This window comes from Mesorhizobium sp. M1307 (assembly GCF_040318155.1).
Classification (GTDB): Bacteria; Pseudomonadota; Alphaproteobacteria; order Rhizobiales; family Rhizobiaceae; genus Mesorhizobium.
The window spans coordinates 400291-425012 of the sequence record NZ_JAMYLR010000001.1 but is presented as its reverse complement, the minus strand read 5'-3'; the positions used below and the strand labels follow the sequence as shown (position 1 = coordinate 425012).

The window sequence follows — 24722 nt, the reverse complement described above, 5'->3', positions numbered from 1 at the left end:
TGGCCAAATGACGGTTCTGGAAAGAACGCGCGCCTTCGACTGGCGCTCGGCGCTGGTCGCTTCGCCCTTTGCCGTGCTGCTGGCATGGATGGTGACCATCCTGATCGACCGCGAGCCGCCGATCGTCTTCGAGGCGGCGAGCGTGCTGACGCCGCAGGTGCCGCAGGGCGGCGTGCTCGACGTCCAGTATACGGTTATCCAGAACCGCATCTGCGCGGCGACAGTCGAGCGCTATGTCACCGATTCGGATGGCATCGTGCACGTGCCGTCGACCTACACCGTCGGCCGCCGGCCGCTGATCGACGGCTATCCGCCGGAAGGCCGCGAGACCTATCAGCGCTCGATCACCATCCCGCTGGCGACCGCGCTCGGCCGGGCGCATTACGAGGCGCGCTTCACCTACACCTGCAACGTCCTGCAGAAGCTGGCCTTCCCGATCGAGGTGACGGCGCCGACCGTCACTTTCGACATCGTGCCGGCACCGGCAACGCTGACGCCGCTGACCCCGGAAGCGCCTTAGCAATCCGCGCCCGGCGGTTCCGGGCAATCTCCCAAAGAGCAACTCGAAAGGAACGGCTATGACAGTCACCGTCAAAATCCATGTGGGCGGCAACTACCGTGCCACAATCAAGCGCACCGTCGATGGTACCGAAGACAGCGTTCAGATCGGCCCTAACGAAGAAAAGCCGGTCTACTTCCAGCACGGCAAGGCCAACACGTTCGAAATCACCGAGGAATATCTCGGCGAGACGAAATCCGCCTGATCATTCTCCTGACGTTAGCAACATGATCGCCCGCCGTGCCGAAAGGCACGGCGGGCTTTTTGCGTTCGGGAACCGAAACGTTCAAAGTTTATTGAATAGGGTGCGTTGCGTTGGGGTTTGTATGAGCGGGGCGAGGTTGGCGTTTATTCCTCCGATGGAGCCCAAGCTGGTGGCCAAGCCGCCCGGAGGCGACGACTGGATTCACGAGGTCAAGCTCGACGGCTACCGCTCCCAGATCGTTATCAACAGCCCCGAGGATATTCGCGTCTTCACCAGAACCGGTGCGGACTGGACGAGCAAATATACCGGGCTTGTCGAAGCAGCGCGGGAGCTCGAGGTCGAGAACGCCATCATCGACGGCGAGGCTGTCGTCACCAACGAGGCCGGGCTGCCGGATTTCGCAGCACTCCAGAAAGCCGTCCACAGCGATCCCTACGCGATGATTCTCGGCGCCTTCGACATTCTGCACCTCGACGGCCACGACCTGCGCGACATCGGCTGCAAGGCGCGCCGCGAAATGCTCTATGGCATCATGAAGCCGAATAGCAGGATCCAGTTCAGCGAGGCCATGCCCGGCGACGCCAAGGCGATCTTCTACCTTGTCGACCAAGCTGAGCTCGAGGGGATCGTCTCGAAGCGCGCCGACAGCAAATATCGCAGCGGCCCCACATCGAACTGGCTGAAGACAAAGAGCTGGACCATCGACGAATTCGAACTGCTCGGCGTCGAGCGCGAGCCGGGCAAGGCGGCATTCGCGTTGCTGGCTGATCCCGGCACCGGCAAATATCTCGGTACCGCCTTCATCACCTTGGGCCGCGACATGAAAGATAGGCTGTTGAAGCGCGTCCGGGAGCACGCCGGCCCGCCGCCAGAGGCCATGAAGAAGCGGCCGGCGACGCAGTGGGTCAAGGCTGGCGTAAAGCTGCGCGTGAAGCATCTCCGTGGCGATCACAGCCACATACGCCATGCCTCGCTGCTGGGTTTCGGCGATGAGGAATAGCAGTCAATCGGCGAACAGTTCCTTGTAGCCGGTCGTCACCATCCAGTTCGCCCGGTCGATATGGCTGCGAACAGCCTTGCGAGCGCGGACCGGTTCAAGCAGGGGGTCGATGCCGAGAATGAGCTTGGCCATCTCCTCTTCGCTGGCATTGTCAGCGCAGGCGTCCAGGATCCGCATGTAGATGGTGAAATTGTCTTTGTCGTAAACCGTGATGGAATCCGACCACGGAACTTCTTCAAGGAGTCCAGGTTTCATGACGAACATGCCCTTTTCAGATTGCCATGTCACCGGGATGATGCCGCGGGCTTGGCATTCGTCAAGGGCCAGCCCTATATCGACCGGATGGCGAAAGGCTGGACACTACAATCATTGATCGATGGCAAGATGCGGCTCATCGCGTTTTGCCACAATCCAAAATGCCACCACAATCAGGCGCTCGACCTGGAGGGGATCAAGGCGAAGCTCGGCCCTGACGCGCCGGCGATGTCGGATGACCTCATTCCAAAGCTGAAATGCGCCAGGTGCGGCGGTAAGCAGGTCGGCCTGACCTACACTCCCGCCGACGACGAGATGAAACGCGTGGACGTGAGCGCTTATCGAAAGGCGAGGGAAGGGCGCTGACTGCGCCCAGAAAGCGCCCAGATACGACCGCGAAGCGCTCAGTTTCGGGGGGAATAGCTGGGCACAAACGGCACGAAAAAGCCCGGAAATCCGCCATTCCTGCGGTTTTAACGCTCGTTTACACCGAACATGTCGGAAGTCGGCAGGGCGGCACTATCCACGAGTGACACGCCTCCTGATCCCGACGGCATAATTTGACACGGCCAAAGGCAGCAATGACACGGCGCATTGATTTCATTGTATTTCTAGGAGCCTTCCAAGCTGAATATGCGGGTTCGATTCCCGCTACCCGCTCCAGATTTCCCGCAGCCGCGGCGCACCTCGCGCACGATGCCGAAGGCAGCCCCAAGCGAAGCGCTTTGCCGATAGTTCAAAGTATTCGTTGCGCGTCCAGACGGACGCGCATCTTAATCTGTGTTATCGTTGTCCCGAACCGCAGGCGGCGTTGGGCGACAGGCGTCAGCTCGCGAATTTGCTGAATATGGACGCGAGCTGGTTCTGCTGCGGCACTTGCCCGTTCGGCGTCAACTGGTCGACAAGCCCTGGCAAGGCTGCGGATAGCTGCTTGAGCAGGTCCTGCTGGTTCAGGCCCGTCCTTTGCGCGATCTCCTGGATGATTTGTGGCCCGAGAGCACTGCCCAGATCGCTGGGGTTGATCGGCTGGTTCTGACCGGTACCGACCCACGAATTGGCAACGTTGCCGTGGCCGGCGTCCTTCAGTTTGTCGAGCAGGCCGCCCAGACCGCCGAGCAGGCCGCCATCGGCGGATGTGGTTGTATCGGGCGGGATGGGGGCAGGGCTTTGCGCTGCCTCCGTCTGGGCGGAACTTCCACCGCTCAGCATTTTTCCCACCAAAAGTGCGCCGAGCGCGATCATCAGCGGCTTGGCGACGTTGCCGCCGGGAACGGCATTGTCAAACAGTCCCATTGTGGATCTCCATGTCAAATTGCCCGTCCGTCTCCGACAATGACGCATTCATGGCGAATTTCAAGCCGGTTTGAGCTTTCCGTAATCATGATTTTCAAGTTGGCTTGAGCTTTGCTTAATAATGTGGAAGTAATCGAGCGCGGGGAACGGAGAGGAAAAATGTCAATATTAAGCTGGATTATTCTCGGCGTCATCGCCGGCTTCATAGGCAGCAAGATCGTCAATAAAAGCGGGCAAGGCCTTGTGCTCGATATCGTGCTTGGGATCGTCGGCGCCATCGTCGGCGGGCTCATCTTTAGCGCCTTTGGAGCGTCGGGCGTTACCGGGCTCAACATCTATAGCCTGATAGTCGCCGTGGTCGGTGCGGTGGTGGTCCTGTGGGCCTATCACCAGTTCAGCGGCAAGAGGGCTCTGTAGAAGCCGCTCGGCAATTGCGTCGGCATTCGGGTGAATGCCGACCGCCTATCTGATCCTTTTGAGGATTTCGCGGATCAGCGTGTTGTGGCCGGCTTCCAGCCCTCTCACCATGATCGGCCATAATTCCTCGAGCAATCGCTGCCATACCGCATCGCGCCCAATCCTCACCGGTAGATTTGGCATCGCGCCCATTGCCACCGTCACGTCGCGGCGCAGCCGCTCGCCACAGGCGCTTGCGCCGCTGATCGTCGGATCGAAGGGCAGCCGGGTGAAATCCCATTTTCCGCGCTGCTCGATGCCGAGATTACTCTCGACTTCGGCATGCGACAGCACCGTTTTGGGCGTGACCTTGATGCGGTAGTATTTGCAGAGTTCGGCGACGACGGCGGCCATCGCGTCCCACTGCGCCCTGGTCATCGGATAGCGGCCGGCATCGAAACGGCCTTTGCTCCGCCCCGGCCATGCAGCAGAGCGAAACCCCGATCGAGCCGCCGTTGCAGTTGAGCGTGTGCGCGGCATATCCCGGTTTTACCCGGCCTGAATTGAGCGCGATCGAAGGCCGGCCCCTGACCAGGCGGCCATTCCCTCGACCAGTATGTGATACGCATCCCTGTCGGTATCGCCGGCCGAATGCGAGCCGGCCGTCCAGTGGCAAATGACGCGCTTCATCGCAACATTGGGCAACCAGTCGGGCGGCAATGCCACAGAAATCCCCCGCGACATAGGTTCAGTGACGGAGCACAGTATAGTTTCCTTGGCGGCGGACGCGAAAACGAAACGATAATTTGGTTGAGCGTTTTCTAACGGTCAGCTATTCGCCGGCATCTCCGGCGGCCGCGTGTTCTCTGTATTGCGGCAGATCGTCGGTGATCATGAACCACTTCGCCTTGGAGCCGACGAAGATGTGCTGCGTCGGGCGGATGGTCGGCTCGTCGACGAGGCTTCCCATGGCGACATGCACGAAGGCACCGTCGCGGACCACCGAATAGAGCAACGAGCCGCAAGTGTTGCAGTGCGCGTCATGGCCGGTGTCGTCGCCGAAGATCATGAGATTGTCCTCGCCCTTGGTCAGGCTCAGCCTGTCGCGCTCGATGCCGGCGAATGGCTTGAAGGCCGAGCCGGTGGTGCGCCGGCAGTTCGAGCAGTGGCAGTTCGCGGCATAGACGAACGCGTCCGCCACAGCGTACTGAACGGCGCCGCACAGGCACTTTCCGATAAGCCTGCGGTTGCGTGAATTCTGGTTGTCATCCGGGCTTGCCACGCGCTCCTCCTATTGTGCAGGCCGATTTCAGTTTCAAGCGACGACGGTCAACCGGCGCTTGCGCTCGTCGAGCGAGACGATGGTCAACCCGCTGGCCACCACCAACAGGATGCCGCAGATGGCCAGCGCATTCGGGAGCTGCCGGAAAACCACCAGGCCTGAAATCACCGCCCAGACGGTAAAGCAATAGTAGAACGGCGCTACCACGCTGGTCGGCCCGACGCGATAGGCCATGAAGATGAAGAAGTGGCCGAAGATCAGGAACAGTCCGGCGCCGCCCATCAGCAGCAGGTGACGGATTTCAGGCACCACCCACTGCTCGGAAACCAGATGCGCAACGCCGGCGCCCGCGAGCACGACAATCACCGCGGAAATAGCTACGACCATTCCCGGCACGTCGGCGGCGACCTTGCGTCCGGCCAGATCGCGCGCCGCGGACAGGGCGGCATTGCCTAGCGCCAGCAGGGCGTAGACCGAAATCCCCTGCATCGTCGGTTGTGCCACCATCACTGCGCCGATAAAGCCGAGCCCGATCAGCGCCAGGCGCAGCCCACCGATCCGTTCGCCAAACAGCATCGAGGAGCCGACCAGCATCAGCAAGGGCGTGATCTGCCCGAGCGCGGTCGAATCGGCGATCTGCATGTTGGCGAGCGCCACCACGTAGCAAAGGATCGCACCCAGTTCGAGCATGTTCCTGCGCAAAACCTTGGCGTCGAGGATCAGCGGGATCTGCTTGCCATAGCCCAGCATGAACAGCAGCGGAATGCCCCACAATGTTGCCGCAGCGCCGCGCAGGAACAGCACCTCATAGGGCGGCAGTCCCGCGGTTGCTAGCTTCATCATCGTGTCGTTGACGATGTAGGACCCGGTCGAAACGACCATGAACAGCGGGCCTCGTATGGCAGTCGGGATGAAATGCATCGGCCCACGAAATCAGACCGGCGCCAGGGCGGCAATGGGCCAGATCCGGCTGTAAATCCGTCAAAGCCGTCAGCCGCAGCCGCAATCATTCCATTTGCCCTTGTTCGTTCCTATATCCGCGCCACATTCTCCGAAACCGGATCACGCGTTCGGGCCGGGCGAGCGCGCTCGGCGACAAGGCACTTGTGTTTTTCGGCCTTAGTCGCTAATCGCCCCGCATTCGACTGAACTGAAGGTCCAGGCCGTCCCCAGGCCGTCCAAGGAAAGAGACTATGGCAAAAGGTAAATTCGAGCGCACTAAGCCTCATGTGAACATCGGCACGATTGGTCACGTCGATCATGGCAAGACGTCGCTGACGGCGGCGATCACCAAGTATTTTGGCGAATACAAGCGCTACGACCAGATCGATGCGGCGCCGGAAGAGAAGGCGCGCGGCATCACCATTTCGACGGCGCACGTCGAATACGAGACCGCCAACCGCCACTATGCCCATGTCGACTGCCCCGGCCACGCCGACTATGTGAAGAACATGATCACCGGTGCTGCGCAGATGGACGGTGCGATCCTGGTGGTGTCGGCCGCCGACGGCCCGATGCCGCAGACGCGCGAGCACATCCTGCTCGCCCGCCAGGTCGGCGTGCCCTCGATCGTGGTGTTCTTGAACAAGGTCGACCAGGTCGACGACGCCGAGCTGCTCGAGCTGGTCGAGCTCGAGGTGCGTGAGCTTTTGACCAAGAACGAGTTCCCCGGCGACGACATTCCGATCGTCAAGGGTTCGGCGCTTGCCGCACTTGAAGACAGCGACAAGAAGATCGGCGAGGATGCCATCCGCGAACTGATGGCGGCGGTCGATGCCTACATTCCGACGCCGGTTCGTCCGCTCGACAAGCCGTTCCTGATGCCGATCGAGGACGTGTTCTCGATCTCGGGCCGTGGCACGGTGGTGACCGGCCGCGTCGAGCGCGGCGTCGTCAAGGTCGGCGAGGAGCTGGAGATCGTCGGCATCCGTCCGACCACCAAGACGACCTGCACGGGCGTCGAGATGTTCCGCAAGCTGCTCGACCAGGGCCAGGCCGGCGACAACATCGGCGCGCTGCTGCGCGGTGTCGACCGTGAAGGCGTCGAGCGCGGCCAGGTCCTGGCCAAGCCCGGCACCGTCAAGCCGCACAAGAAATTCGTTGCCGAAGCCTACATCCTGACCAAGGACGAGGGCGGCCGCCACACGCCGTTCTTCACCAACTACCGTCCGCAGTTCTATTTCCGCACGACGGACGTGACCGGCATCGTGTCGCTGCCGGAAGGCACCGAGATGGTGATGCCGGGCGACAACATCACCGTCGATGTCGAGCTGATCGTGCCGATCGCCATGGAAGAGAAGCTGCGCTTCGCCATCCGTGAAGGCGGCCGCACCGTCGGTGCCGGCATCGTCGTCACCATCAAAGAGTAGTCGCCGGCGCTGCCGGTTGAGATCGGATGCAAAGGGGCGGTCTTCGGGCCGCCCTTTTGATTCTGATATTCTGGCAATGGATTAACCGCATTGCTTCAAATCCTGTTGCAAGCGCCTCTGCCATAACTAGTATAGGTTGCATCGAGGGGGGGCTGCCCGAATGGTTCCATGGCGCCGTTTGCATAGTCAGGCATGGTGGTCGCTAGGGCTGATCTGCCTGGTGTCGTTGCTTGCCATGGGCCACGCTGCCTTCGCAGCGGATGCAAAGAAATCCACGCCGGAAAAATCCGCGCCGGATTTCGGCCCGACGATGCGGTTCGTCGTCGTGCGCAGCAGCGCGCCGGGCTGCGAGCCGACCTGTCCGGAATGGATATCGGCGGAAGGCTCGATAGAAGCCGGCACGCCGGCCCTGTTCAAACGCGCGCTGAAAGCGCTTGGCGGCCGAAAGCTGCCGATCGTCGTCGATTCCCCCGGCGGCAATGTCGAAGCGGCGCTGACACTTGGTCGCCTGATCCGCAAGAACAAGCTCGATATCGCCGTCGGCAAAACCCGCTTCGTCGGCTGTCTGCCAGATGTGAAGAACTGCAAGGAAAACGACGGCAAGAGCGCCCGTTATTTTGGCAATGCTTATGCCGATGGCGCCATCTGCAATTCCGCCTGTCCGTTGTTGTTTTCCGGCGGCATCCGGCGCGTGGTAGGCGAATGGGCCTTTCTCGGCGTCCATCAGATCACCACGACCTATATCCGGACGAAATTGCTGTACCGCACCACCTACCGCATGGTGAAGGGCAAGAAGAAGATTCTCAGCACCAAGGTCGTCAGCCGGAAGAACGCCGGCAGCTACAAGACCTATGAGATGAACAAGCCGCTGGAGCGGAAGCTGGCGGCCTATCTGAAGGAGATGGGCGTCGGCCTGGGTGTGCTCGAGACCATGAAAAGCACACCGGCCAGCGGTATCCAGCAATTGGCTCCCTACGACATGCTGCAAATGAATCTCGTCACCAGCCGGGATGCCGTCGACCTGCTGACCGCGCCAATCCTATGCACGTCCGATCCGTTGCCGGCGAGTTGCAGGGAGGTGCCGGCGCCGGCGAATATCACGAAGCCGGCCGGCGAAGTGGTGGCGAAAGCCGAGCCTGCACCCGCAGGGCTCGAAACCCCGCGGCCGAAGGAGGTCGCAGACATGCGCTTCGTCCTGGTCCGCGGCAGCAACCCGCTTTGCAATCCAAACTGCCCGGAATGGATCTCGGCCGAAGGCGCGATTACCGCTGACACGCCCGAAAAATTGCGCCAACTGCTCGACAGCGTCGGCGACCGGCGCCTGCCCATCGTTATCAACTCGCCGGGTGGTGATGTGCTCGGTGCTTTGGCGGCCGGAAGGCTGATCCGCGAACGCAAGCTCGACGTCGCTGTGGCGCGGACGGATTTCATTGGCTGCGAGCCGCGGCAGGCCGACTGCACGGCCGAAGGCGGCGTCTACAACGGGCTGACGGTCGATGCCGGCGGCGGTTGCGGCTCGGCCTGTCCGATCATGCTCGCCGGCGGTGTCAAACGCCTGGTCGGCCCGCGTGCACAGTTGAGCGTGCATTCGATAGGGCAGGAGCAAAAGGTCAAGGCCTATCTCGAGGACATGGCCATCGGCCCCGGTCTGTTTACCGCAATTCAGCTGTATTCAGTCGAACGGCAGCTCGAACTCGACAGGATGCTGAAATACGGGCTGACAACCGGGCATCAATCGGCAGACGAGTTGACAGGCCCCGGCATCTGCAGATCGGAGCCACGGCCGGAAAACTGCCGCGAAGCCTCGGGCGCCAAGGCTCAGGCCAGCACGCCGATCAAATCGTAACGCGGGCATGATAGCCGCGAGCTGATCGTGCCGATCGCCATGGAAGAGAAGCTGCGCTTCGCCATCCGTGAAGGCAGCCGGACCGTCGGTGCCAGCATCGTCGTCACCATCAAAGAATAATTGGCGCCGGCATTCGCCGGCCGATTCCGAATGCAAGAAGGGCGGTCCTCGGGCCGCCCTTTCTGCGTTGGAGCCTTGCGTGGCGGCCTCGTTGAAGCGGGCACGCCGTCATTTCAAAAGCTGTTGCAAGCCTCGCCATGTCAACTAGTATAGGTTGCATCGAGGGGGCTTTTGCCAAACGTGGTTCCGGGACGCCGTTCAGACAGTATGGCACGGTGGTGGCGCGGGCTAGTTAGTCTGGCGCTGGTGGTCGCCATGGCGATGGCTGGCTTCGCTGCGAATGCCGAGGATGTGTCCGATCCGAGGACATGGGATCCGAAGTCATGGTACCGTCCGGGCAGTTCGTCCGATGGTTTTTCGGAGATGCAACTCGTCGTCGTGCGCAGCAATGCGACCGGTTGCGAGCCTAATTGTCCGGAATGGATTTCGGCAGAAGGCGCCATCTCGGCGAGCACGCCAGTGCAGCTCAAGCGTATATTGAAGACGCTCGGCCGCCGAAAATTGCCGATCATCGTCAATTCCCCGGGCGGCAATGTCGACGCTGCGCTCCGGCTCGGTCGAATAATCCGCAAGAATAAGCTCGATATCGCCGTCGGTACGACCAAGTTTTCCGATTGTTGGCCCGGGATGAAGGATTGCCGGGCCAATGACGGCAAGGGCGCCGCATATTTCGGCATTGCGTCCGACGGCGGTGCCATGTGCAATTCCGCATGTCCGCTGATGTTTGCCGGAGGCGTCGGACGCGTGGTCGGCAGTTGGGCCTATCTAGGCGTCCATCAGGTCACCACTACATATCGGCGCGAACAGGTATATTACCGCACCACATACAGAATTGTGAACGGCCGGAAGAAGGTTATCGGCACCAAGGTCATCAGCCGTACTGAGGCTGACAGCTACAAGACTTATGAGATGAACAAGGCGCTTGAGAGGAGGCTGTCGGCCTATCTCAGGGAGATGGGTGTCGGCCAGGGCGTACTGGACAGAATGAAGGCTACGCCCGCCAGCGACATCCGGCAGATCTCCCTCGCCGACATGCTGACGATGAAGCTGGTCACCAGCACCGGCTCTCTCGACATACTTACGCAGACGGGCATATGCCGGCAGAGTCCTGCGCCGGCGAACTGCAGAGAGATCCCTGCGAATGCCAAGCCGCCCGAGGCGGCAGCGATCGAGGCGAAGGCCGGACCTTCTCAACCGGTTCAAGTCCAAATTTCTCAGCCGGCCACGCAGGCGACCAATGCCGGCGACGAAGGGTCGTACGGCAATCCCCCGCAAACCCTCATAGCCTGCATCGGAGGGGGGTCGCGGGTAGCGGGGGCGAGCTCCACCTGTGATCCTGAGATGGAACCAATGCCGGCTTGGCGTTGGGGCGTGGCGAGTGGCCCGTACACATCATCGGACATGAAACCATGATCAGCCGGGGTAGGCGACTGGTTGCGCCAGCGGGAGATCGAGACAGAAAAGGGCGATCCTGGGGCCGCCCAACTCGAAGCCGAGGCGATGCTGCAGCTCGGGCTAATGACGGGTTCTCAATCGGTTGACGCGCTGACGGGCGCCACCATCTGCAAGTCGTCGCCGAAGCCCGACAACTGCCGCGTTCTGCCGTCCGCCAGCGCCGAGGCAGAGACGCCGGCGAAGCTTTAGCGCAACCTTGCACTGGCCATCGAGGCAGGTTGAGCGGCGCTCGATGTTTCCGCTATCGTCCAGCGCAGTTGAAGACCAGCATGGGAGGGATCGCGAATGAGCCAGGATGTCCCGACATTGTTTGAATGGGCAGGCGGCACCGAAGCGCTGAACCGCCTGACCCAAACCTTCTACGACAACGTCTCTCGGGACCCCATCGTCGGGCCGGTGTTCAAACATATGTCGCCGGATCATCCCGCTCACGTCGCGGCTTTCATCGGCGAAGTTTTTGGTGGACCGAAAACCTACAGCGAAAAGCACGGCGGCCATCGCGAGATGGTGATGCACCATCTCGGCAAGCATCTGACCGAGGAGCAGCGCCGGCGCTGGATCAACCTTCTCGCCGACGCCGCCGACGAGATCGGGTTGCCTGACGATCCCGAATTCCGCTCGGCCTTCATGGCCTATGTCGAATGGGGATCGCGGCTGGCCAAGATGAACTCCAACAAGGGCCCGACCTGCGATCCCGAGAGCGAACCAATGCCGGCCTGGGGTTGGGGGGTGCCGGGCGGCCCCTACAAGGCGCCTTCGGGAGACTGACCGGGGCGCGAATCGGTCGAAAACCCTGCCGCCAGGACCCGATTTGCGGGAAATGGGTGGCGGTGAATGGTTCGGTCCGCCAGGCTGGAACGGTTTGAGGCCGCCGTGGCTTCCGCCGGCGTGAAACTGGAGGGAACTCCAAGCGATGAAAATGCCGAGGCCTGGGGCACCGAAAGCGACCGCGACCGCAACGACACCATCGAAGGCAGCTGGTCCAGCCGATGGAACGGCGGTGCCGATCCCACGATCCCGGGCGATACCAAGGATAAATGGAAGTCCGGCCGGGGCGAGGTGAAGACGGCGGGAGAGAGAGTTTACCTGCTGTTCGATTGGCATAATGGCGTGTGCAAGGGGCTCATCGATGCCCGGCGCCAGGGTGCGAAAGGGCTGGTGGGAAAATACATCAATCTGACCGACCCGGAAATCGTGCGTCCCTGGGTCGGCTTGATCGTCAGCAATCAACGGATCGACGGGAAATGGCCGGGAGGACGCCTGGACTTTCGAAGATGAAGGCCGGGTAGCGCACGTCGCTCTTTACAGAGCGCGCGGAAGCTTTTAGGAAGCGCCTGCTGCGCCGACATGCGCATACGGGCATAGCTCAGTTGGTAGAGCGGCGGTCTCCAAAACCGCAGGTCGTAGGTTCGAGCCCTGCTGCCCGTGCCATTCTTTGAATGGATACCTAAAAACGATTCTTTTGCAGTGCGGCCTTTGAAAATCGGCTTGTGACTTGCCACATGGCACAAGTTGCGGCATAAGGGCCGCATAGCCGGGACGGGACGACTGGATGGTTCCGAGGCGGCGTTTGGCCATAAAGCGGACACTTGCCACTTGCGTGGATCAAGAATCGGTTTTATGTAGACGAGACAGACACGCGACGCGTGGAGCTGGGAAGCCGGCTTTACGCGTCTGATTTGCATGGGCGAAATGATTGCGCTGATTCGGCGCGAACGCACGCTCAAGCGGCACGTCCCGGCCAGCGGGATCATCCAGGAGGCCCGGCCAACGGGTCTTGCAGACAGAGCGGCATATGGCTTCGAAAACCACAAATCCCTTCACCTTTCTCCAGCAGGTTCGCGCGGAGACCGCCAAGGTCACTTGGCCGTCGCGGCGCGAAACGATGATCTCGACGGTGATGGTCCTTGTGTTCGCGGTCATCGCGATGATCTTTTTCTTTACCGCAGACGTGGCCATGGGCTTTGCGGTCGAAAAAATCCTCGGCCTCGGACAGTAAGTCCGGCGATTACGGAGAAGTCTTGAAATGACCGCGCGGTGGTACATCGTCCACGCCTACTCGAACTTTGAAAAGAAGGTCGCCGAGGACATCGAGAACAAGGCCAAGCAGAAGGGCCTGTCCGCCGACATCGAGCAGATCGTGGTGCCGACCGAGAAGGTCGTCGAGATCCGCCGCGGCCGCAAGGTCGATGCCGAGCGCAAGTTCTTTCCGGGCTATGTGCTGCTGAAGGCCAATCTGACCGACGCCGTGTTCTCGCTCGTCAAGAACACGCCGAAGGTCACCGGTTTCCTGGGCGACTCCAAGCCGGTGCCGATCACCGAAGCCGAGGCCCAGCGTATCCTGAACCAGGTTCAGGAAGGCGTCGAGCGGCCGAAGCCGTCGGTGACGTTCGAGATCGGCGAAGCGATCCGCGTTTCGGATGGACCATTCGCGTCGTTCAACGGTTTCGTCCAGGAAGTGGACGAGGAGCGGGCGCGGCTCAAGGTAGAAGTTTCGATCTTCGGGCGCGCCGTGCCGGTCGATCTGGAATTCGGACAGGTCGAGAAGGGCTGATCCGAAATCCCTGCACCGGTTTCGGCGGCAGGGAAGGCGGCGCGGAGATCGCGCGGCCAAAAACGGGTGGGAGGCGAATGCGGCTTTAGCCGGCCGCGCGGACCGCACCACCAGACTGCAACCGCCGGCAAGACCGGCATGAGAAAAGGCAGGAAGAGAGATGGCTAAGAAAATTGCAGGCCAGCTCAAGCTCCAGGTTTCCGCGGGATCGGCCACGCCGTCGCCCCCGATCGGCCCGGCGCTTGGTCAGCGTGGCATCAACATCATGGAGTTCTGCAAGGCGTTCAACGCGCAGACCCAGGAAATGGAAAAGGGCTCGCCGGTTCCGGTCGTCATCACCTACTACCAGGACAAGTCGTTCACCTTCGTCATGAAGACGCCGCCGGTGAGCTACTTCCTGAAGAAGGCTGCCAACCTGAAGTCGGGCTCGAAGGAGCCGGGCAAGGTCAAGGCCGGCACGATCGGCCGCGACAAGGTGCGCGCCATCGCCGAGCAGAAGATGAAGGATCTGAACGCAAACGACGTCGAGGCGGCCATGCGCATGGTCGAGGGCTCCGCCCGCTCGATGGGTCTGGAAGTGGTGGGCTGAGATCATGGCAAAGATTGCAAAGCGTGTATCGAAGACCCGCGAAGGCATCGATCCCAACAAGGCTTATGCTTTGGGTGAGGCGCTGAAGCTGCTCAAGGATCGCTCCTCGGTGAAGTTCGACGAGACGATCGAAGTCGCGATGAACCTCGGCGTCGATCCCCGCCATGCCGACCAGATGGTCCGCGGCGTGGTCAACCTGCCGAACGGCACCGGCCGCAGCGTTCGCGTCGCCGTCTTCGCGCGTGGCGACAAGGCCGAGGAGGCCAAGGCCGCCGGCGCCGACATCGTCGGAGCCGAGGATCTGGTCGACATCGTCCAGAAGGGCACGATCGACTTCGACCGCTGCATCGCTACGCCGGACATGATGCCGCTGGTCGGCCGTCTCGGCAAGGTGCTCGGTCCGCGCGGCATGATGCCGAACCCGAAGGTCGGCACCGTCACCACCGACGTTACCGCCGCCGTCAAGGCATCGAAGGGCGGCGCCGTCGAGTTCCGCGTCGAGAAGGCCGGCATCGTTCACGCCGGCGTCGGCAAGGTCTCGTTCGACGTCAAGGCGCTGGAAGAAAACGTCCGCGCCTTCGCTGACGCGGTGACCAGGGCAAAGCCGGCTGGTGCCAAGGGCAACTACGTCAAGAAGGTGTCGGTCACCTCGACGATGGGCCCGGGCCTCAAGCTCGACGTCTCGACGCTCGCAGCGTCCTGATACGAACAATTGGATCGGCCGCTAAAACGCTGATCCGTGAAAGAATTCCGGGCCTCCGACCTGTCGGCGGCCCGGTACCGGAAGTCGAAAGGCTTCCGGACATCCTGTCCGAGATTGCAGGCGGCCCCCAAGCCTTAGGTGATGTGGGCCTTAATTCATGCGGGCCTGCATGAGACGGGTGAAGACCGGACAAAGGAGCCACAAGCTCCAATGAAAGGTTCGAACCGTGTTTGCCTTTTGTCTGCGCACCGTCCGGCTTGCCGGCAGGTGTGGCGAAAGGGGGCAGGATCCTCGAGCGTCGTTCGGGAGATCCGTTACTGGATGGCCCGGCCGGCAAAAAAGGCAACCCGACGCCTGTCCTTCGTAGAGGGCAGGGGTCAACTGGAGATAGGCAGTGGACAGAGCGGAAAAACGCGAACTCGTCACGGGCCTGAATGATGCGTTTTCAAGCGCTGGTTCAGTCGTCGTGGCCCACTACGCCGGTATCACCGTCGCGCAAATGAACGACCTTCGGTCGAAAATGCGCGCCGCCGGTGGCACCGTCAAAGTCGCGAAGAACCGTCTCGCCAAAATCGCTCTTCAGGGCACGGACTCCGCATCGATCATCGAGCTGTTCAAGGGACAGACGCTGATCGCCTATTCGGAGGATCCGATTGCGGCGCCGAAGGTCGCGTCCGATTTCGCCAAGGGAAATGACAAGCTCGTCATTCTCGGCGGCGCAATGGGCACCACCTCGCTCAATGCCGACGGTGTGAAGGCACTCGCCACACTTCCGTCGCTCGATGAGCTGCGCGCCAGGCTGGTTGGCATGATCGCCACGCCGGCAACCCGGATCGCCCAGATCGTCAATGCGCCTGCGGCTTCGGTCGCGCGCGTCATCGGCGCTTACGCCCGGAAGGACGAGGCGGCATGAGGCCGTTCCTCGCTATCACAAACACACGTTCGAACCTTATGAAGGAACATTGCAATGGCTGATCTGGCAAAGATCGTAGACGACCTTTCGAAGCTGACCGTCCTCGAGGCGGCCGAGCTGTCGAAGCTTCTTGAAGAAAAGTGGGGCGTTTCCGCCGCTGCTCCGGTGGCGGTTGCCGCTGCCGGCGGCGCTGCGGCCGCTGCTGCTCCGGTCGAGGAAAAGACGGAATTCGACGTCGTCCTCACCGAGGCAGGCGCTCAGAAGATCAACGTCATCAAGGAAGTTCGCGCCATCACCGGTCTTGGCCTCAAGGAAGCCAAGGACCTGGTCGAGGCGGCTCCGAAGCCGGTCAAGGAAGCCGTTTCCAAGGCCGACGCGGACAAGTTCAAGGCCCAGCTGGAAGCAGCCGGCGCCAAGGTCGAACTGAAGTAAGCGTTGAGTACCGGCGGACGGCGTCGCGCCGTCCGCCACTCCTTTCGCGTCGAAGGGAGGCTGCGTAACGCGAAGAGTGCGAAAACCTCTTTCCTGAGGGCCGCAAACCGGCCTTCAGGAAACGGGTTTTCTCCCGTTTCTGGCCCGCCGCCAATTGGCGGCGGGTGAAAAGACAAGAAGCCGCCGACAGGCGGCGGGCAACAAGACAGGGCCGCCAAGGTGGCCCGAGATGCAAGGCGAGCCGCGGCGAGGCTCGTCCCGAGAATTGAGCTAAGGAGCGACGATGGCCCAAACCCAGACTTTCAATGGCCGCAGACGCGTACGCAAGTTTTTCGGAAAGATCCCGGAAGTTGCGGAGATGCCGAACCTGATCGAGGTTCAGAAGGCATCCTATGACCAGTTCCTGATGGTGGAGGAGCCCAAGGGTGGGCGTCCTGACGAGGGACTGCAGGCAGTTTTCAAGTCGGTCTTCCCGATTTCCGATTTTTCCGGCTCCTCGATGCTGGAATTCGTGAAGTATGAGTTCGAGGGACCGAAATTCGACGTTGACGAATGCCGTCAGCGCGATCTGACCTATGCGGCGCCGCTCAAGGTGACGCTGCGCCTCATCGTGTTCGATATCGACGAGGATACCGGCGCCAAGTCGATCAAGGACATCAAGGAGCAGGACGTCTACATGGGCGACATGCCGCTCATGACCTTGAACGGCACCTTCATCGTCAACGGCACCGAGCGCGTCATCGTCTCGCAGATGCACCGTTCGCCAGGCGTCTTCTTCGACCATGACAAGGGCAAGTCGCACTCGTCCGGCAAGCTTCTGTTTGCCGCGCGCGTCATTCCCTATCGCGGTTCGTGGCTCGACATCGAGTTCGATAGCAAGGACGTCGTGCATGCCCGCATCGATCGCCGCCGCAAGATTCCGGTGACGTCGCTGCTGATGGCGCTCGGCATGGACGGCGAAGAGATCCTGTCGACCTTCTACAACAAGATCACCTACAAGCGCGCCGGCGACCATTGGCGCATCCCGTTCAACGTCGAGCGTTTCCGCGGCCTCAAGGCCGTTGGTGACCTAGTCGACGCCGACACCGGCGAAGTCGTCGTCGAGGCCGGCAAGAAGATCACCGCCCGCCAGGCCAGGGCACTTGGCGAAAAGGGTCTCAAGGCGATCAAGGCGACCGACGAGGATCTGCTCGGCAACTACCTTGCCGAGGATATTGTCAACTACGCGACCGGCGAGATCTTCCTCGAAGCCGGTGACGAGATCGACGAAAAGACGCTGAAAGTGCTGCTTGGCACCGGTGACGATGAGATCAAGGTCCTCGACATCGACCACGTCAACGTCGGCGCCTACATCCGCAACACGCTCAACGTCGACAAGAACGAGAGCCGCCAGGACGCGCTGTTCGACATCTACCGCGTCATGCGCCCCGGCGAGCCGCCGACGCTGGAAACCGCTGAAGCCATGTTCAACTCGCTGTTCTTCGACAGCGAGCGCTATGATCTGTCGGCCGTTGGCCGCGTCAAGATGAACATGCGCCTCGAGCTCAAGGCCGAGGATACCGTGCGCGTGCTGCGCAAGGACGACATCCTGGCCGTGGTCAAGACGCTGGTCGAACTGCGCGACGGCAAGGGCGAGATCGACGACATCGACAATCTCGGCAACCGCCGCGTGCGCTCGGTCGGCGAGCTGATGGAGAACCAGTACCGCGTCGGCCTGCTGCGCATGGAGCGCGCGATCAAGGAACGTATGTCCTCGATCGAGATCGATACGGTGATGCCGCAGGACCTGATCAACGCCAAGCCGGCGGCTGCCGCCGTGCGCGAGTTCTTCGGTTCCTCGCAGCTGTCGCAGTTCATGGATCAGACCAACCCGCTGTCGGAGATCACCCACAAGCGCCGTCTTTCGGCGCTTGGACCGGGCGGTCTGACCCGCGAGCGTGCCGGTTTCGAGGTGCGCGACGTGCACCCGACGCATTACGGCCGCATCTGCCCGATCGAGACGCCGGAAGGACCGAATATCGGCCTGATCAACTCGCTTGCGACCTTCGCGCGCGTCAACAAATACGGCTTCATCGAGAGCCCGTACCGCAAGATCGTCAACGGCAAGCTGACCAATGAAGTCGTTTACCTGTCGGCTATGGAAGAGGCCAAGCACCACGTCGCGCAGGCCAATGCCGAGCTCGACAAGAATGGTCATTTCGTCGACGAATTCGTCATTTGCCGCAACGCCGGCGAAGTGATGATGGCGCCGCGCGAAAACGTCGATCTGATGGACGTGTCGCCGAAGCAGATGGTGTCGGTGGCCGCGGCCCTGATCCCGTTCCTCGAGAACGACGACGCCAACCGTGCGCTGATGGGCTCGAACATGCAGCGTCAGGCCGTGCCGCTGGTGCGCGCCGAAGCGCCGTTCGTCGGCACCGGCATGGAGCCAATCGTCGCCCGTGACTCGGGCGCCGCTATCGGCGCCCGCCGCGGCGGCATCGTCGACCAGGTGGACGCGACGCGTATCGTCATCCGCGCCACGGAAGATCTCGATCCCGGCAAGTCCGGCGTCGACATCTACCGGCTGATGAAGTTCCAGCGTTCGAACCAGAACACCTGCATCAACCAGCGTCCGCTGGTGCGCATGGGCGACCGGGTCAACAAGGGCGACATCATCGCCGACGGCCCGTCGACCGAGCTCGGCGATCTGGCCCTCGGCCGTAACGTGCTGGTCGCGTTCATGCCGTGGAACGGCTACAACTACGAGGATTCCATCCTCCTGTCCGAGCGCATCGTCGCCGACGACGTCTTCACCTCGATCCACATCGAGGAGTTCGAAGTCATGGCCCGCGACACCAAGCTGGGGCCGGAGGAGATCACGCGCGACATTCCCAACGTCTCGGAAGAAGCGCTGAAGAACCTCGATGAGGCCGGCATCGTCTACATCGGTGCGGAAGTGCAGCCGGGCGACATCCTGGTCGGCAAGATCACGCCGAAGGGCGAAAGCCCGATGACGCCGGAAGAAAAGCTGCTGCGCGCCATCTTCGGTGAAAAGGCCTCGGACGTGCGCGACACCTCGATGCGCATGCCTCCGGGAACCTTCGGCACCGTCGTTGAAGTGCGTGTCTTCAACCGCCACGGCGTCGAGAAGGACGAGCGCGCCATGGCGATCGAGCGCGAGGAGATCGAACGCCTCGCCAAGGACCGCGACGACGAGCAGGCGATCCTCGACCGCAACGTCTATTCGCGTCTTTCCGACGTTCTCGTCGGCAAGGAAGCGATTGCCGGGCCGAAGGGCTTCAAGAAGGGCTCGAAGCTGTCGAAGGACACGCTCGACGAGTATCCGCGTTCGCAGTGGTGGCAGTTTGCCGTGGAGAACGAAAAGCTCCAGAGCGAACTGGAAGCCCTGCGTGGCCAGTACGACGATTCCAAGAAGGCGCTCGAGCAGCGCTTCATGGACAAGGTCGAGAAGGTGCAGCGCGGCGACGAGATGCCTCCGGGCGTTATGAAGATGGTCAAGGTCTTCGTGGCCGTGAAGCGCAAGATGCAGCCCGGCGACAAGATGGCCGGCCGGCACGGCAACAAGGGTGTCGTGTCGCGGATCGTTCCGGTCGAGGACATGCCTTTCCTCGAGGACGGCACGCATGCCGATATCGTGCTCAACCCGCTGGGTGTGCCGTCGCGCATGAATGTCGGCCAGATCCTGGAAACGCACCTGGGCTGGGCCTGCGCCGGAATGGGCAAGAAGATCGGCGATCTGATCGACGCGTACAAGACGGCGGGCGACATCAAGCCGCTGCGCAAGACGCTCGAGAGCTTCATGCCTTCCAACGACCGCAACGAGCCGGTCCGCGAATATGACGACGAGAGCATCGTTCGCCTCAGCGAGCAGATGCGCCGCGGCGTCTCCATCGCGACACCGGTGTTCGACGGCGCGCACGAGGCCGACATCAACATCATGCTGGAGCAGGCGGGCCTGCACACCAGCGGTCAGTCGCAGCTCTATGACGGGCGCACCGGCGAGCCGTTCGATCGCAAAGTGACGATGGGCTACATATATATGCTCAAGCTTCACCACCTTGTGGACGACAAGATCCACGCGCGTTCGATCGGGCCGTACTCGCTCGTTACCCAGCAGCCGCTGGGCGGCAAGGCGCAGTTCGGTGGCCAGCGCTTCGGCGAGATGGAGGTCTGGGCGCTCGAAGCGTACGGCGCCGCCTACACGCTGCAGGAGATGCTGACGGTGAAGTCGGACGACGTCGCCGGCCGCACCAAGGTCTACGAGGCGATCGTCAGAGGCGACGACACCTTCGAGGCCGGCATTCCCGAGAGCTTCAACGTTCTCGTCAAGGAAATGCGGTCTCTCGGCCTCAATGTCGAGCTGGAGAACACCAAGCTCGACGACAACCCGATCCGGCTGCCCGACGCGGCCGAGTAAGCAAGACGTCCGGCCGCGGTCTTCCCGCGACCGGACGCACCAAATTCTCGGCCGATGGCCGATCAAGTCGGCGGGCGTTTGGGCCGCGCTAGATGCAAGGGGTTTTCGAGGACCCCGAAAAGGAGAACGGCATGAACCAAGAGGTCATGAATCTCTTCAATCCCCAGGCGCCTGCGCAGGTGTTCGATTCCATCCGGATCTCGCTTGCCAGCCCTGAGAAGATTCTGTCCTGGTCGTTCGGCGAGATCAAGAAGCCGGAGACCATCAACTATCGCACCTTCAAGCCGGAGCGTGACGGCCTGTTCTGCGCGCGCATTTTTGGCCCGATCAAGGACTATGAATGCCTGTGCGGCAAGTACAAGCGCATGAAATACAAGGGCGTCATCTGCGAGAAGTGCGGCGTCGAAGTCACGCTGTCGCGCGTCCGCCGCGAGCGCATGGGCCATATCGAGCTGGCGGCACCGGTCGCCCACATCTGGTTCCTGAAGTCGCTGCCGTCGCGCATCGGCACGCTGCTCGACATGACGCTGAAGGACATCGAGCGGGTCCTCTACTTCGAGAACTACATCGTTACCGAACCCGGCCTCACCGCGCTGAAGGAGCACCAGCTGCTCAGCGAGGAAGAGTACATGATGGCCGTCGACGAGTATGGCGAGGATTCGTTCACCGCCATGATCGGCGCCGAGGCGATCCACGACCTTCTGGCCGGCATGGACCTCGAGAAGATCGACGGCGAACAGCTTTCTGAGCTTGCTTCGACCACCGCCGAGCTCCGGCAGAAGAAGTACCTGAAGCGGCTCAAGGTCGTCGAGAACTTCATGGAATCCGGCAACCGTCCGGAATGGATGATCATGAAGGTGGTTCCGGTGATCCCGCCGGATCTGCGCCCGCTTGTCCCGCTGGACGGCGGCCGTTTCGCCACGTCGGATCTGAACGATCTCTATCGCCGCGTCATCAACCGCAACAACCGCCTGAAGCGGCTGATCGAGCTGCGCGCGCCCGGCATCATCGTGCGCAATGAAAAGCGCATGCTGCAGGAAGCCGTCGATGCGCTGTTCGACAACGGCCGCCGCGGCCGCGTCATCACCGGCGCCAACAAGCGTCCGCTGAAGTCGCTGTCCGACATGCTGAAGGGCAAGCAGGGCCGGTTCCGCCAGAACCTGCTCGGCAAGCGCGTCGACTATTCCGGCCGCTCGGTCATCGTCACCGGTCCGGAGCTCAAGCTCCACCAGTGCGGCCTGCCGAAGAAGATGGCGCTCGAACTGTTCAAGCCCTTCATCTACGCCCGTCTCGACGCCAAGGGCTACTCCTCGACCGTCAAGCAGGCGAAGAAGCTGGTCGAGAAGGAGCGTCCGGAGGTCTGGGATATCCTCGACGAGGTCATCCGCGAGCATCCGGTGCTGCTGAACCGCGCACCGACGCTGCACCGCCTCGGTATCCAGGCGTTCGAGCCGATCCTGATCGAAGGCAAGGCGATCCAGCTTCACCCGCTGGTCTGCACGGCCTTCAACGCCGACTTCGACGGCGATCAGATGGCCGTTCACGTGCCGCTGTCGCTGGAAGCGCAGCTTGAAGCCCGCGTGCTGATGATGTCGACCAACAACATCCTGCACCCGGCTTCCGGCGCGCCGATCATCGTGCCGTCGCAGGACATGGTTCTCGGTCTCTACTATCTCTCGATCGTCAACCAGAACGAGCCGGGAGAGGGCATGGTGTTTGCCGACATGGGCGAACTCCAGCACGCGCTCGAGACCAAGGCGGTGACGCTGCATGCCAAGATCAAGGGGCGTTTCCGCACGGTCGACGCCGACGGCAAGGTCGTGTCGAAGATCTACGATACCACGCCTGGCCGCATGATCATCGGCGAGCTGCTGCCGAAGAACCACAACGTGCCCTACGAGACCGCCAACCAGGAGATGACCAAGAAGAACATCTCCAAGATGATCGACACCGTCTATCGCCATTGCGGTCAGAAGGAGACGGTCATTTTCTGCGATCGCATCATGGCTCTCGGCTTCAGCCATGCCTGCCGCGCCGGCATTTCGTTCGGCAAGGACGACATGCTGATCCCGGACGCCAAGATCAAGCTGGTGTCCGACACCGAGGCTTTGGCCAAGGAGTACGAGCAGCAGTACAATGACGGCCTGATCACCCAGGGCGAGAAGTACAACAAGGTCGTCGACGCCTGGGCCAAGTGCTCGGAAAAGGTCGCCGACGAAATGATGGCCCGCATCAAGGCGGTCGAGTTCGAGGACAACGGCCGTCAGAAGCCGATGAACTCGATCTACATGATGTCGCACTCCGGTGCGCGCGGCTCGCCCACCCAGATGCGCCAGCTCGCCGGCATGCGCGGCCTGATGGCCAAGCCTAGCGGTGAAATCATCGAGACGCCGATCATCTCGAACTTCAAGGAAGGCCTAACCGTGCTCGAGTACTTCAACTCGACCCACGGCGCCCGCAAGGGTCTGGCCGACACCGCCTTGAAGACGGCGAACTCGGGTTACCTGACGCGTCGTCTTGTCGACGTGGCGCAGGACTGCATCGTCAACTCGCTCGACTGCGGCACCGACAAGGGCCTTACCATGCAGCCGATCGTCGATGCCGGTCAGGTCGTCGCCTCGGTTGGCCAGCGCGTTCTCGGCCGCACCTCGCTCGACGACATCACCCACCCGGTCACCGGCGAGGTTCTGGTCAAGGCCGGAACGCTGATGGACGAGCGTGACGTGGAACTGATCGAAAAGGCCGGCGTGCAGTCGGTCCGCATCCGTTCGGCGCTGACCTGCGAGGTCAGGGTCGGCGTCTGCGCGGTCTGCTACGGACGCGATCTGGCCCGCGGCACGCCCGTCAACCAGGGCGAGGCTGTCGGCGTCATCGCGGCGCAGTCGATCGGCGAGCCGGGCACCCAGCTCACCATGCGTACCTTCCACATGGGCGGCACGGCGCAGGTAGTGGATTCCTCGTTCCTTGAAGCCTCCTATGAGGGCAAAGTCGAGATCCGCAACCGCAACGTGGTGCGCAACTCCGACGGCCAGCTGATGGTCATGGGCCGCAACATGGCGGTGCTGATCCTCGACGAGGCCGGCAAGGAACGCGCCACGCACCGCGTCACCTACGGTTCGCGTATCTTCGTCGACGATGGCGACAAGGTGAAGCGCGGCCAGCGCATTGCCGAGTGGGATCCCTATACCCGCCCGGTCCTCACCGAAATCGAGGGCAGGGTAGCGTTCGAGGATTTGGTCGATGGCATTTCCGTTCAGGAAACCGCCGACGAATCGACCGGCATCACCAAGCGCGAGGTCATCGACTGGCGTTCGACGCCACGCGGCAACGACCTCAAGCCGGCGATCGTCGTCCAGGACGCCAAGGGCAAGGTCGGCAAGCTGTCGAAGGGTGGCGACGCCCGCTTCCTGCTCTCGGTCGAGGCCATTCTTTCGGTCGAGCCGGGTGCACAGGTTCGCCCCGGCGACGTGCTGGCGCGTATCCCGATGGAAAGCGCCAAGACCAAGGACATCACCGGTGGTCTGCCGCGTGTTGCCGAACTGTTCGAGGCACGCCGTCCGAAGGATCACGCCATCATCGCCGAGATCGATGGCACGATCCGCTTCGGCCGCGACTACAAGAACAAGCGCCGCATCATCATCGAGCCGCATGACTCGACGCTTGAGCCGGTCGAATACCTGATCCCGAAGGGCAAGCCGTTCCATCTCCAGGACGGCGACGTCATCGAGAAGGGCGACTACATCCTCGACGGTAATCCGGCGCCGCACGACATCCTGGCGATCAAGGGCGTGGAGGCGCTTGCCTCCTACCTCGTCAACGAAATCCAGGAGGTCTACCGACTGCAGGGCGTGTCGATCAACGACAAGCACATCGAGGTGATCGTTCGCCAGATGCTGCAGAAGGTCGAGATCACCACGCAAGGCGATTCGACCTACATTCCGGGCGACCACGTCGACGTGATCGAGTTGGAAGAGGTCAATGAGCGCCTGGTCGAGGAAGGCAAGAAGCCGGCCGAAGGCCAACCGGTGCTGCTCGGCATCACCAAGGCCTCGCTGCAGACGCCGTCCTTCATCTCCGCCGCCTCCTTCCAGGAGACGACGAGGGTGCTGACCGAAGCTGCGGTTGCCGGCAAGACCGACATGCTGCAGGGGCTGAAGGAAAACGTCATCGTCGGCCGGCTGATCCCGGCCGGTACCGGCGGTACGATGAGCCAGATCCGGCGCATCGCCACCTCGCGCGACGAGTTGATCATCGACGAGCGCCGCAAGGCGTCCGGCGTCGAGGTCGCCGAGCCGATGCTGACCGACATGGTTAACGCGGCGCAGTAAGCG

24 protein-coding genes, 1 tRNA gene and 1 pseudogene are annotated in these 24722 nt (G+C 61.9%); 21 read left to right on the top strand and 5 right to left on the bottom strand.

Going from position 1 to position 24722, the window contains the following annotated elements; all coding sequences use genetic code 11:
- The first annotated feature begins 7 nt into the window (after window positions 1-7).
- The 3 genes from NKH16_RS02140 to NKH16_RS02130 all read left to right on the top strand — a co-directional run bounded on the left by NKH16_RS02140 (window position 8) and on the right by NKH16_RS02130 (window position 1764).
- Window positions 8-520 carry a hypothetical protein gene (locus NKH16_RS02140; RefSeq protein WP_352898095.1) on the top strand — a complete coding sequence of 171 codons (513 nt, stop codon included), beginning with the start codon at window positions 8-10 and terminating at the stop codon, window positions 518-520.
- Between the two features lie 58 nt (window positions 521-578).
- Window positions 579-764 carry a hypothetical protein gene (locus NKH16_RS02135; protein WP_352898092.1) on the top strand — a complete coding sequence of 62 codons (186 nt, stop codon included), beginning with the start codon at window positions 579-581 and terminating at the stop codon, window positions 762-764.
- A 169-nt stretch (window positions 765-933) separates the two neighbouring features.
- Complete coding sequence (locus tag NKH16_RS02130; RefSeq protein WP_352898089.1) at window positions 934-1764, top strand: ATP-dependent DNA ligase; 831 nt, start codon at window positions 934-936, stop codon at window positions 1762-1764.
- Between the two features lie 3 nt (window positions 1765-1767).
- Here the strand turns inward: NKH16_RS02130 and NKH16_RS02125 are convergent, their stop codons facing one another.
- On the bottom strand, window positions 1768-2019 hold the full coding sequence (locus tag NKH16_RS02125) for a DNA -binding domain-containing protein (protein WP_352898086.1): 252 nt from the start codon (window positions 2017-2019) through the stop codon (window positions 1768-1770).
- A gap of 114 nt (window positions 2020-2133) precedes the next feature.
- Between NKH16_RS02125 and NKH16_RS02120 the strand changes: the two genes are divergently transcribed.
- Window positions 2134-2385, top strand: coding sequence for a hypothetical protein (locus tag NKH16_RS02120; protein ID WP_352704866.1), 252 nt, complete (start codon window positions 2134-2136; stop codon window positions 2383-2385).
- Window positions 2386-2844: 459 nt separating this feature from the next.
- Here the strand turns inward: NKH16_RS02120 and NKH16_RS02115 are convergent, their stop codons facing one another.
- Entirely contained in the window at window positions 2845-3312 is a 468-nt protein-coding gene (locus tag NKH16_RS02115; protein WP_352746804.1) for a YidB family protein, read from the bottom strand.
- A gap of 159 nt (window positions 3313-3471) precedes the next feature.
- Between NKH16_RS02115 and NKH16_RS02110 the strand changes: the two genes are divergently transcribed.
- Window positions 3472-3729 (top strand): GlsB/YeaQ/YmgE family stress response membrane protein, encoded by a 258-nt coding sequence (locus tag NKH16_RS02110; protein WP_023717513.1) that lies wholly within the window; start codon window positions 3472-3474, stop codon window positions 3727-3729.
- A 45-nt stretch (window positions 3730-3774) separates the two neighbouring features.
- Here the strand turns inward: NKH16_RS02110 and NKH16_RS02105 are convergent, their stop codons facing one another.
- The 3 genes from NKH16_RS02105 to NKH16_RS02095 form a co-directional block, all read right to left on the bottom strand.
- Window positions 3775-4146, bottom strand: a complete 372-nt coding sequence (locus tag NKH16_RS02105) for a peptidoglycan recognition protein family protein (protein WP_352746806.1) — start codon at window positions 4144-4146, stop codon at window positions 3775-3777.
- 394 nt (window positions 4147-4540) lie between these two features.
- Entirely contained in the window at window positions 4541-4990 is a 450-nt protein-coding gene (locus tag NKH16_RS02100; protein ID WP_352746808.1) for a GFA family protein, read from the bottom strand.
- 33 nt (window positions 4991-5023) lie between these two features.
- A complete protein-coding gene (locus NKH16_RS02095) occupies window positions 5024-5911 on the bottom strand; it encodes a DMT family transporter (protein ID WP_352746811.1) in 888 nt (295 codons plus the stop codon).
- A gap of 272 nt (window positions 5912-6183) precedes the next feature.
- Between NKH16_RS02095 and tuf the strand changes: the two genes are divergently transcribed.
- The 16 genes and pseudogenes from tuf (at window position 6184) to rpoC (ending at window position 24719) form a co-directional block, all read left to right on the top strand.
- The gene (tuf, locus tag NKH16_RS02090; RefSeq protein WP_254817137.1) at window positions 6184-7359 is read left to right on the top strand and encodes an elongation factor Tu; all 1176 of its coding nucleotides are present in this window, start codon (window positions 6184-6186) and stop codon (window positions 7357-7359) included.
- 160 nt (window positions 7360-7519) lie between these two features.
- Entirely contained in the window at window positions 7520-9205 is a 1686-nt protein-coding gene (locus NKH16_RS02085; protein WP_352749297.1) for a COG3904 family protein, read from the top strand.
- A 21-nt stretch (window positions 9206-9226) separates the two neighbouring features.
- Window positions 9227-9325: pseudogene (locus NKH16_RS02080) on the top strand (EF-Tu C-terminal domain-related protein); the annotation flags it as partial.
- A 363-nt stretch (window positions 9326-9688) separates the two neighbouring features.
- Window positions 9689-10738, top strand: a complete 1050-nt coding sequence (locus NKH16_RS02075; protein ID WP_352898082.1) for a COG3904 family protein — start codon at window positions 9689-9691, stop codon at window positions 10736-10738.
- A 21-nt stretch (window positions 10739-10759) separates the two neighbouring features.
- On the top strand, window positions 10760-10969 hold the full coding sequence (locus NKH16_RS02070) for a hypothetical protein (protein ID WP_352749291.1): 210 nt from the start codon (window positions 10760-10762) through the stop codon (window positions 10967-10969).
- Window positions 10970-11065: 96 nt separating this feature from the next.
- Window positions 11066-11548, top strand: coding sequence for a group II truncated hemoglobin (locus tag NKH16_RS02065; protein WP_352749288.1), 483 nt, complete (start codon window positions 11066-11068; stop codon window positions 11546-11548).
- A 66-nt stretch (window positions 11549-11614) separates the two neighbouring features.
- Window positions 11615-12058, top strand: a complete 444-nt coding sequence (locus NKH16_RS02060) for a hypothetical protein (protein ID WP_352749286.1) — start codon at window positions 11615-11617, stop codon at window positions 12056-12058.
- Between the two features lie 77 nt (window positions 12059-12135).
- Window positions 12136-12211 (top strand) — tRNA-Trp (locus tag NKH16_RS02055).
- A gap of 364 nt (window positions 12212-12575) precedes the next feature.
- On the top strand, window positions 12576-12779 hold the full coding sequence (gene secE / locus NKH16_RS02050; RefSeq protein ID WP_023680439.1) for a preprotein translocase subunit SecE: 204 nt from the start codon (window positions 12576-12578) through the stop codon (window positions 12777-12779).
- A gap of 27 nt (window positions 12780-12806) precedes the next feature.
- Complete coding sequence (nusG, locus tag NKH16_RS02045; RefSeq protein WP_006333333.1) at window positions 12807-13334, top strand: transcription termination/antitermination protein NusG; 528 nt, start codon at window positions 12807-12809, stop codon at window positions 13332-13334.
- Window positions 13335-13494: 160 nt separating this feature from the next.
- Entirely contained in the window at window positions 13495-13923 is a 429-nt protein-coding gene (gene rplK, locus NKH16_RS02040; RefSeq protein WP_023680440.1) for a 50S ribosomal protein L11, read from the top strand.
- Between the two features lie 4 nt (window positions 13924-13927).
- Window positions 13928-14626 (top strand): 50S ribosomal protein L1, encoded by a 699-nt coding sequence (gene rplA, locus NKH16_RS02035; protein ID WP_023680441.1) that lies wholly within the window; start codon window positions 13928-13930, stop codon window positions 14624-14626.
- A 394-nt stretch (window positions 14627-15020) separates the two neighbouring features.
- On the top strand, window positions 15021-15539 hold the full coding sequence (gene rplJ, locus NKH16_RS02030; RefSeq protein WP_008875657.1) for a 50S ribosomal protein L10: 519 nt from the start codon (window positions 15021-15023) through the stop codon (window positions 15537-15539).
- A gap of 54 nt (window positions 15540-15593) precedes the next feature.
- Entirely contained in the window at window positions 15594-15971 is a 378-nt protein-coding gene (gene rplL / locus NKH16_RS02025) for a 50S ribosomal protein L7/L12 (RefSeq protein ID WP_023680442.1), read from the top strand.
- Window positions 15972-16254: 283 nt separating this feature from the next.
- Window positions 16255-20391 carry a DNA-directed RNA polymerase subunit beta gene (gene rpoB, locus NKH16_RS02020; RefSeq protein ID WP_352451053.1) on the top strand — a complete coding sequence of 1379 codons (4137 nt, stop codon included), beginning with the start codon at window positions 16255-16257 and terminating at the stop codon, window positions 20389-20391.
- Window positions 20392-20522: 131 nt separating this feature from the next.
- Window positions 20523-24719 carry a DNA-directed RNA polymerase subunit beta' gene (rpoC, locus tag NKH16_RS02015; protein WP_352898078.1) on the top strand — a complete coding sequence of 1399 codons (4197 nt, stop codon included), beginning with the start codon at window positions 20523-20525 and terminating at the stop codon, window positions 24717-24719.
- Window positions 24720-24722 lie beyond the last annotated feature (3 nt).

Excerpts from the sequence above, each read along its gene's own strand:
- rplA (WP_023680441.1), top strand. The coding sequence starts at position 13,928 with ATGGCAAAGATTGCAAAGCGTGTATCGAAGACCCGCGAAGGCATCGAT.
- NKH16_RS02140 (WP_352898095.1), top strand. The coding sequence starts at position 8 with ATGACGGTTCTGGAAAGAACGCGCGCCTTCGACTGGCGCTCGGCGCTG.
- NKH16_RS02060 (WP_352749286.1), top strand. The coding sequence starts at position 11,615 with ATGGTTCGGTCCGCCAGGCTGGAACGGTTTGAGGCCGCCGTGGCTTCC.
- tuf (WP_254817137.1), top strand. The coding sequence starts at position 6,184 with ATGGCAAAAGGTAAATTCGAGCGCACTAAGCCTCATGTGAACATCGGC.
- rpoC (WP_352898078.1), top strand. The coding sequence starts at position 20,523 with ATGAACCAAGAGGTCATGAATCTCTTCAATCCCCAGGCGCCTGCGCAG.
- NKH16_RS02125 (WP_352898086.1), bottom strand. The coding sequence starts at position 2,019 with ATGAAACCTGGACTCCTTGAAGAAGTTCCGTGGTCGGATTCCATCACG.
- rplL (WP_023680442.1), top strand. The coding sequence starts at position 15,594 with ATGGCTGATCTGGCAAAGATCGTAGACGACCTTTCGAAGCTGACCGTC.
- secE (WP_023680439.1), top strand. The coding sequence starts at position 12,576 with ATGGCTTCGAAAACCACAAATCCCTTCACCTTTCTCCAGCAGGTTCGC.
- NKH16_RS02110 (WP_023717513.1), top strand. The coding sequence starts at position 3,472 with ATGTCAATATTAAGCTGGATTATTCTCGGCGTCATCGCCGGCTTCATA.
- NKH16_RS02065 (WP_352749288.1), top strand. The coding sequence starts at position 11,066 with ATGAGCCAGGATGTCCCGACATTGTTTGAATGGGCAGGCGGCACCGAA.
- NKH16_RS02095 (WP_352746811.1), bottom strand. The coding sequence starts at position 5,911 with ATGCATTTCATCCCGACTGCCATACGAGGCCCGCTGTTCATGGTCGTT.
- NKH16_RS02115 (WP_352746804.1), bottom strand. The coding sequence starts at position 3,312 with ATGGGACTGTTTGACAATGCCGTTCCCGGCGGCAACGTCGCCAAGCCG.
- NKH16_RS02105 (WP_352746806.1), bottom strand. The coding sequence starts at position 4,146 with ATGACCAGGGCGCAGTGGGACGCGATGGCCGCCGTCGTCGCCGAACTC.
- rplK (WP_023680440.1), top strand. The coding sequence starts at position 13,495 with ATGGCTAAGAAAATTGCAGGCCAGCTCAAGCTCCAGGTTTCCGCGGGA.
- NKH16_RS02085 (WP_352749297.1), top strand. The coding sequence starts at position 7,520 with ATGGTTCCATGGCGCCGTTTGCATAGTCAGGCATGGTGGTCGCTAGGG.
- NKH16_RS02075 (WP_352898082.1), top strand. The coding sequence starts at position 9,689 with ATGCAACTCGTCGTCGTGCGCAGCAATGCGACCGGTTGCGAGCCTAAT.
- NKH16_RS02135 (WP_352898092.1), top strand. The coding sequence starts at position 579 with ATGACAGTCACCGTCAAAATCCATGTGGGCGGCAACTACCGTGCCACA.
- nusG (WP_006333333.1), top strand. The coding sequence starts at position 12,807 with ATGACCGCGCGGTGGTACATCGTCCACGCCTACTCGAACTTTGAAAAG.
- rpoB (WP_352451053.1), top strand. The coding sequence starts at position 16,255 with ATGGCCCAAACCCAGACTTTCAATGGCCGCAGACGCGTACGCAAGTTT.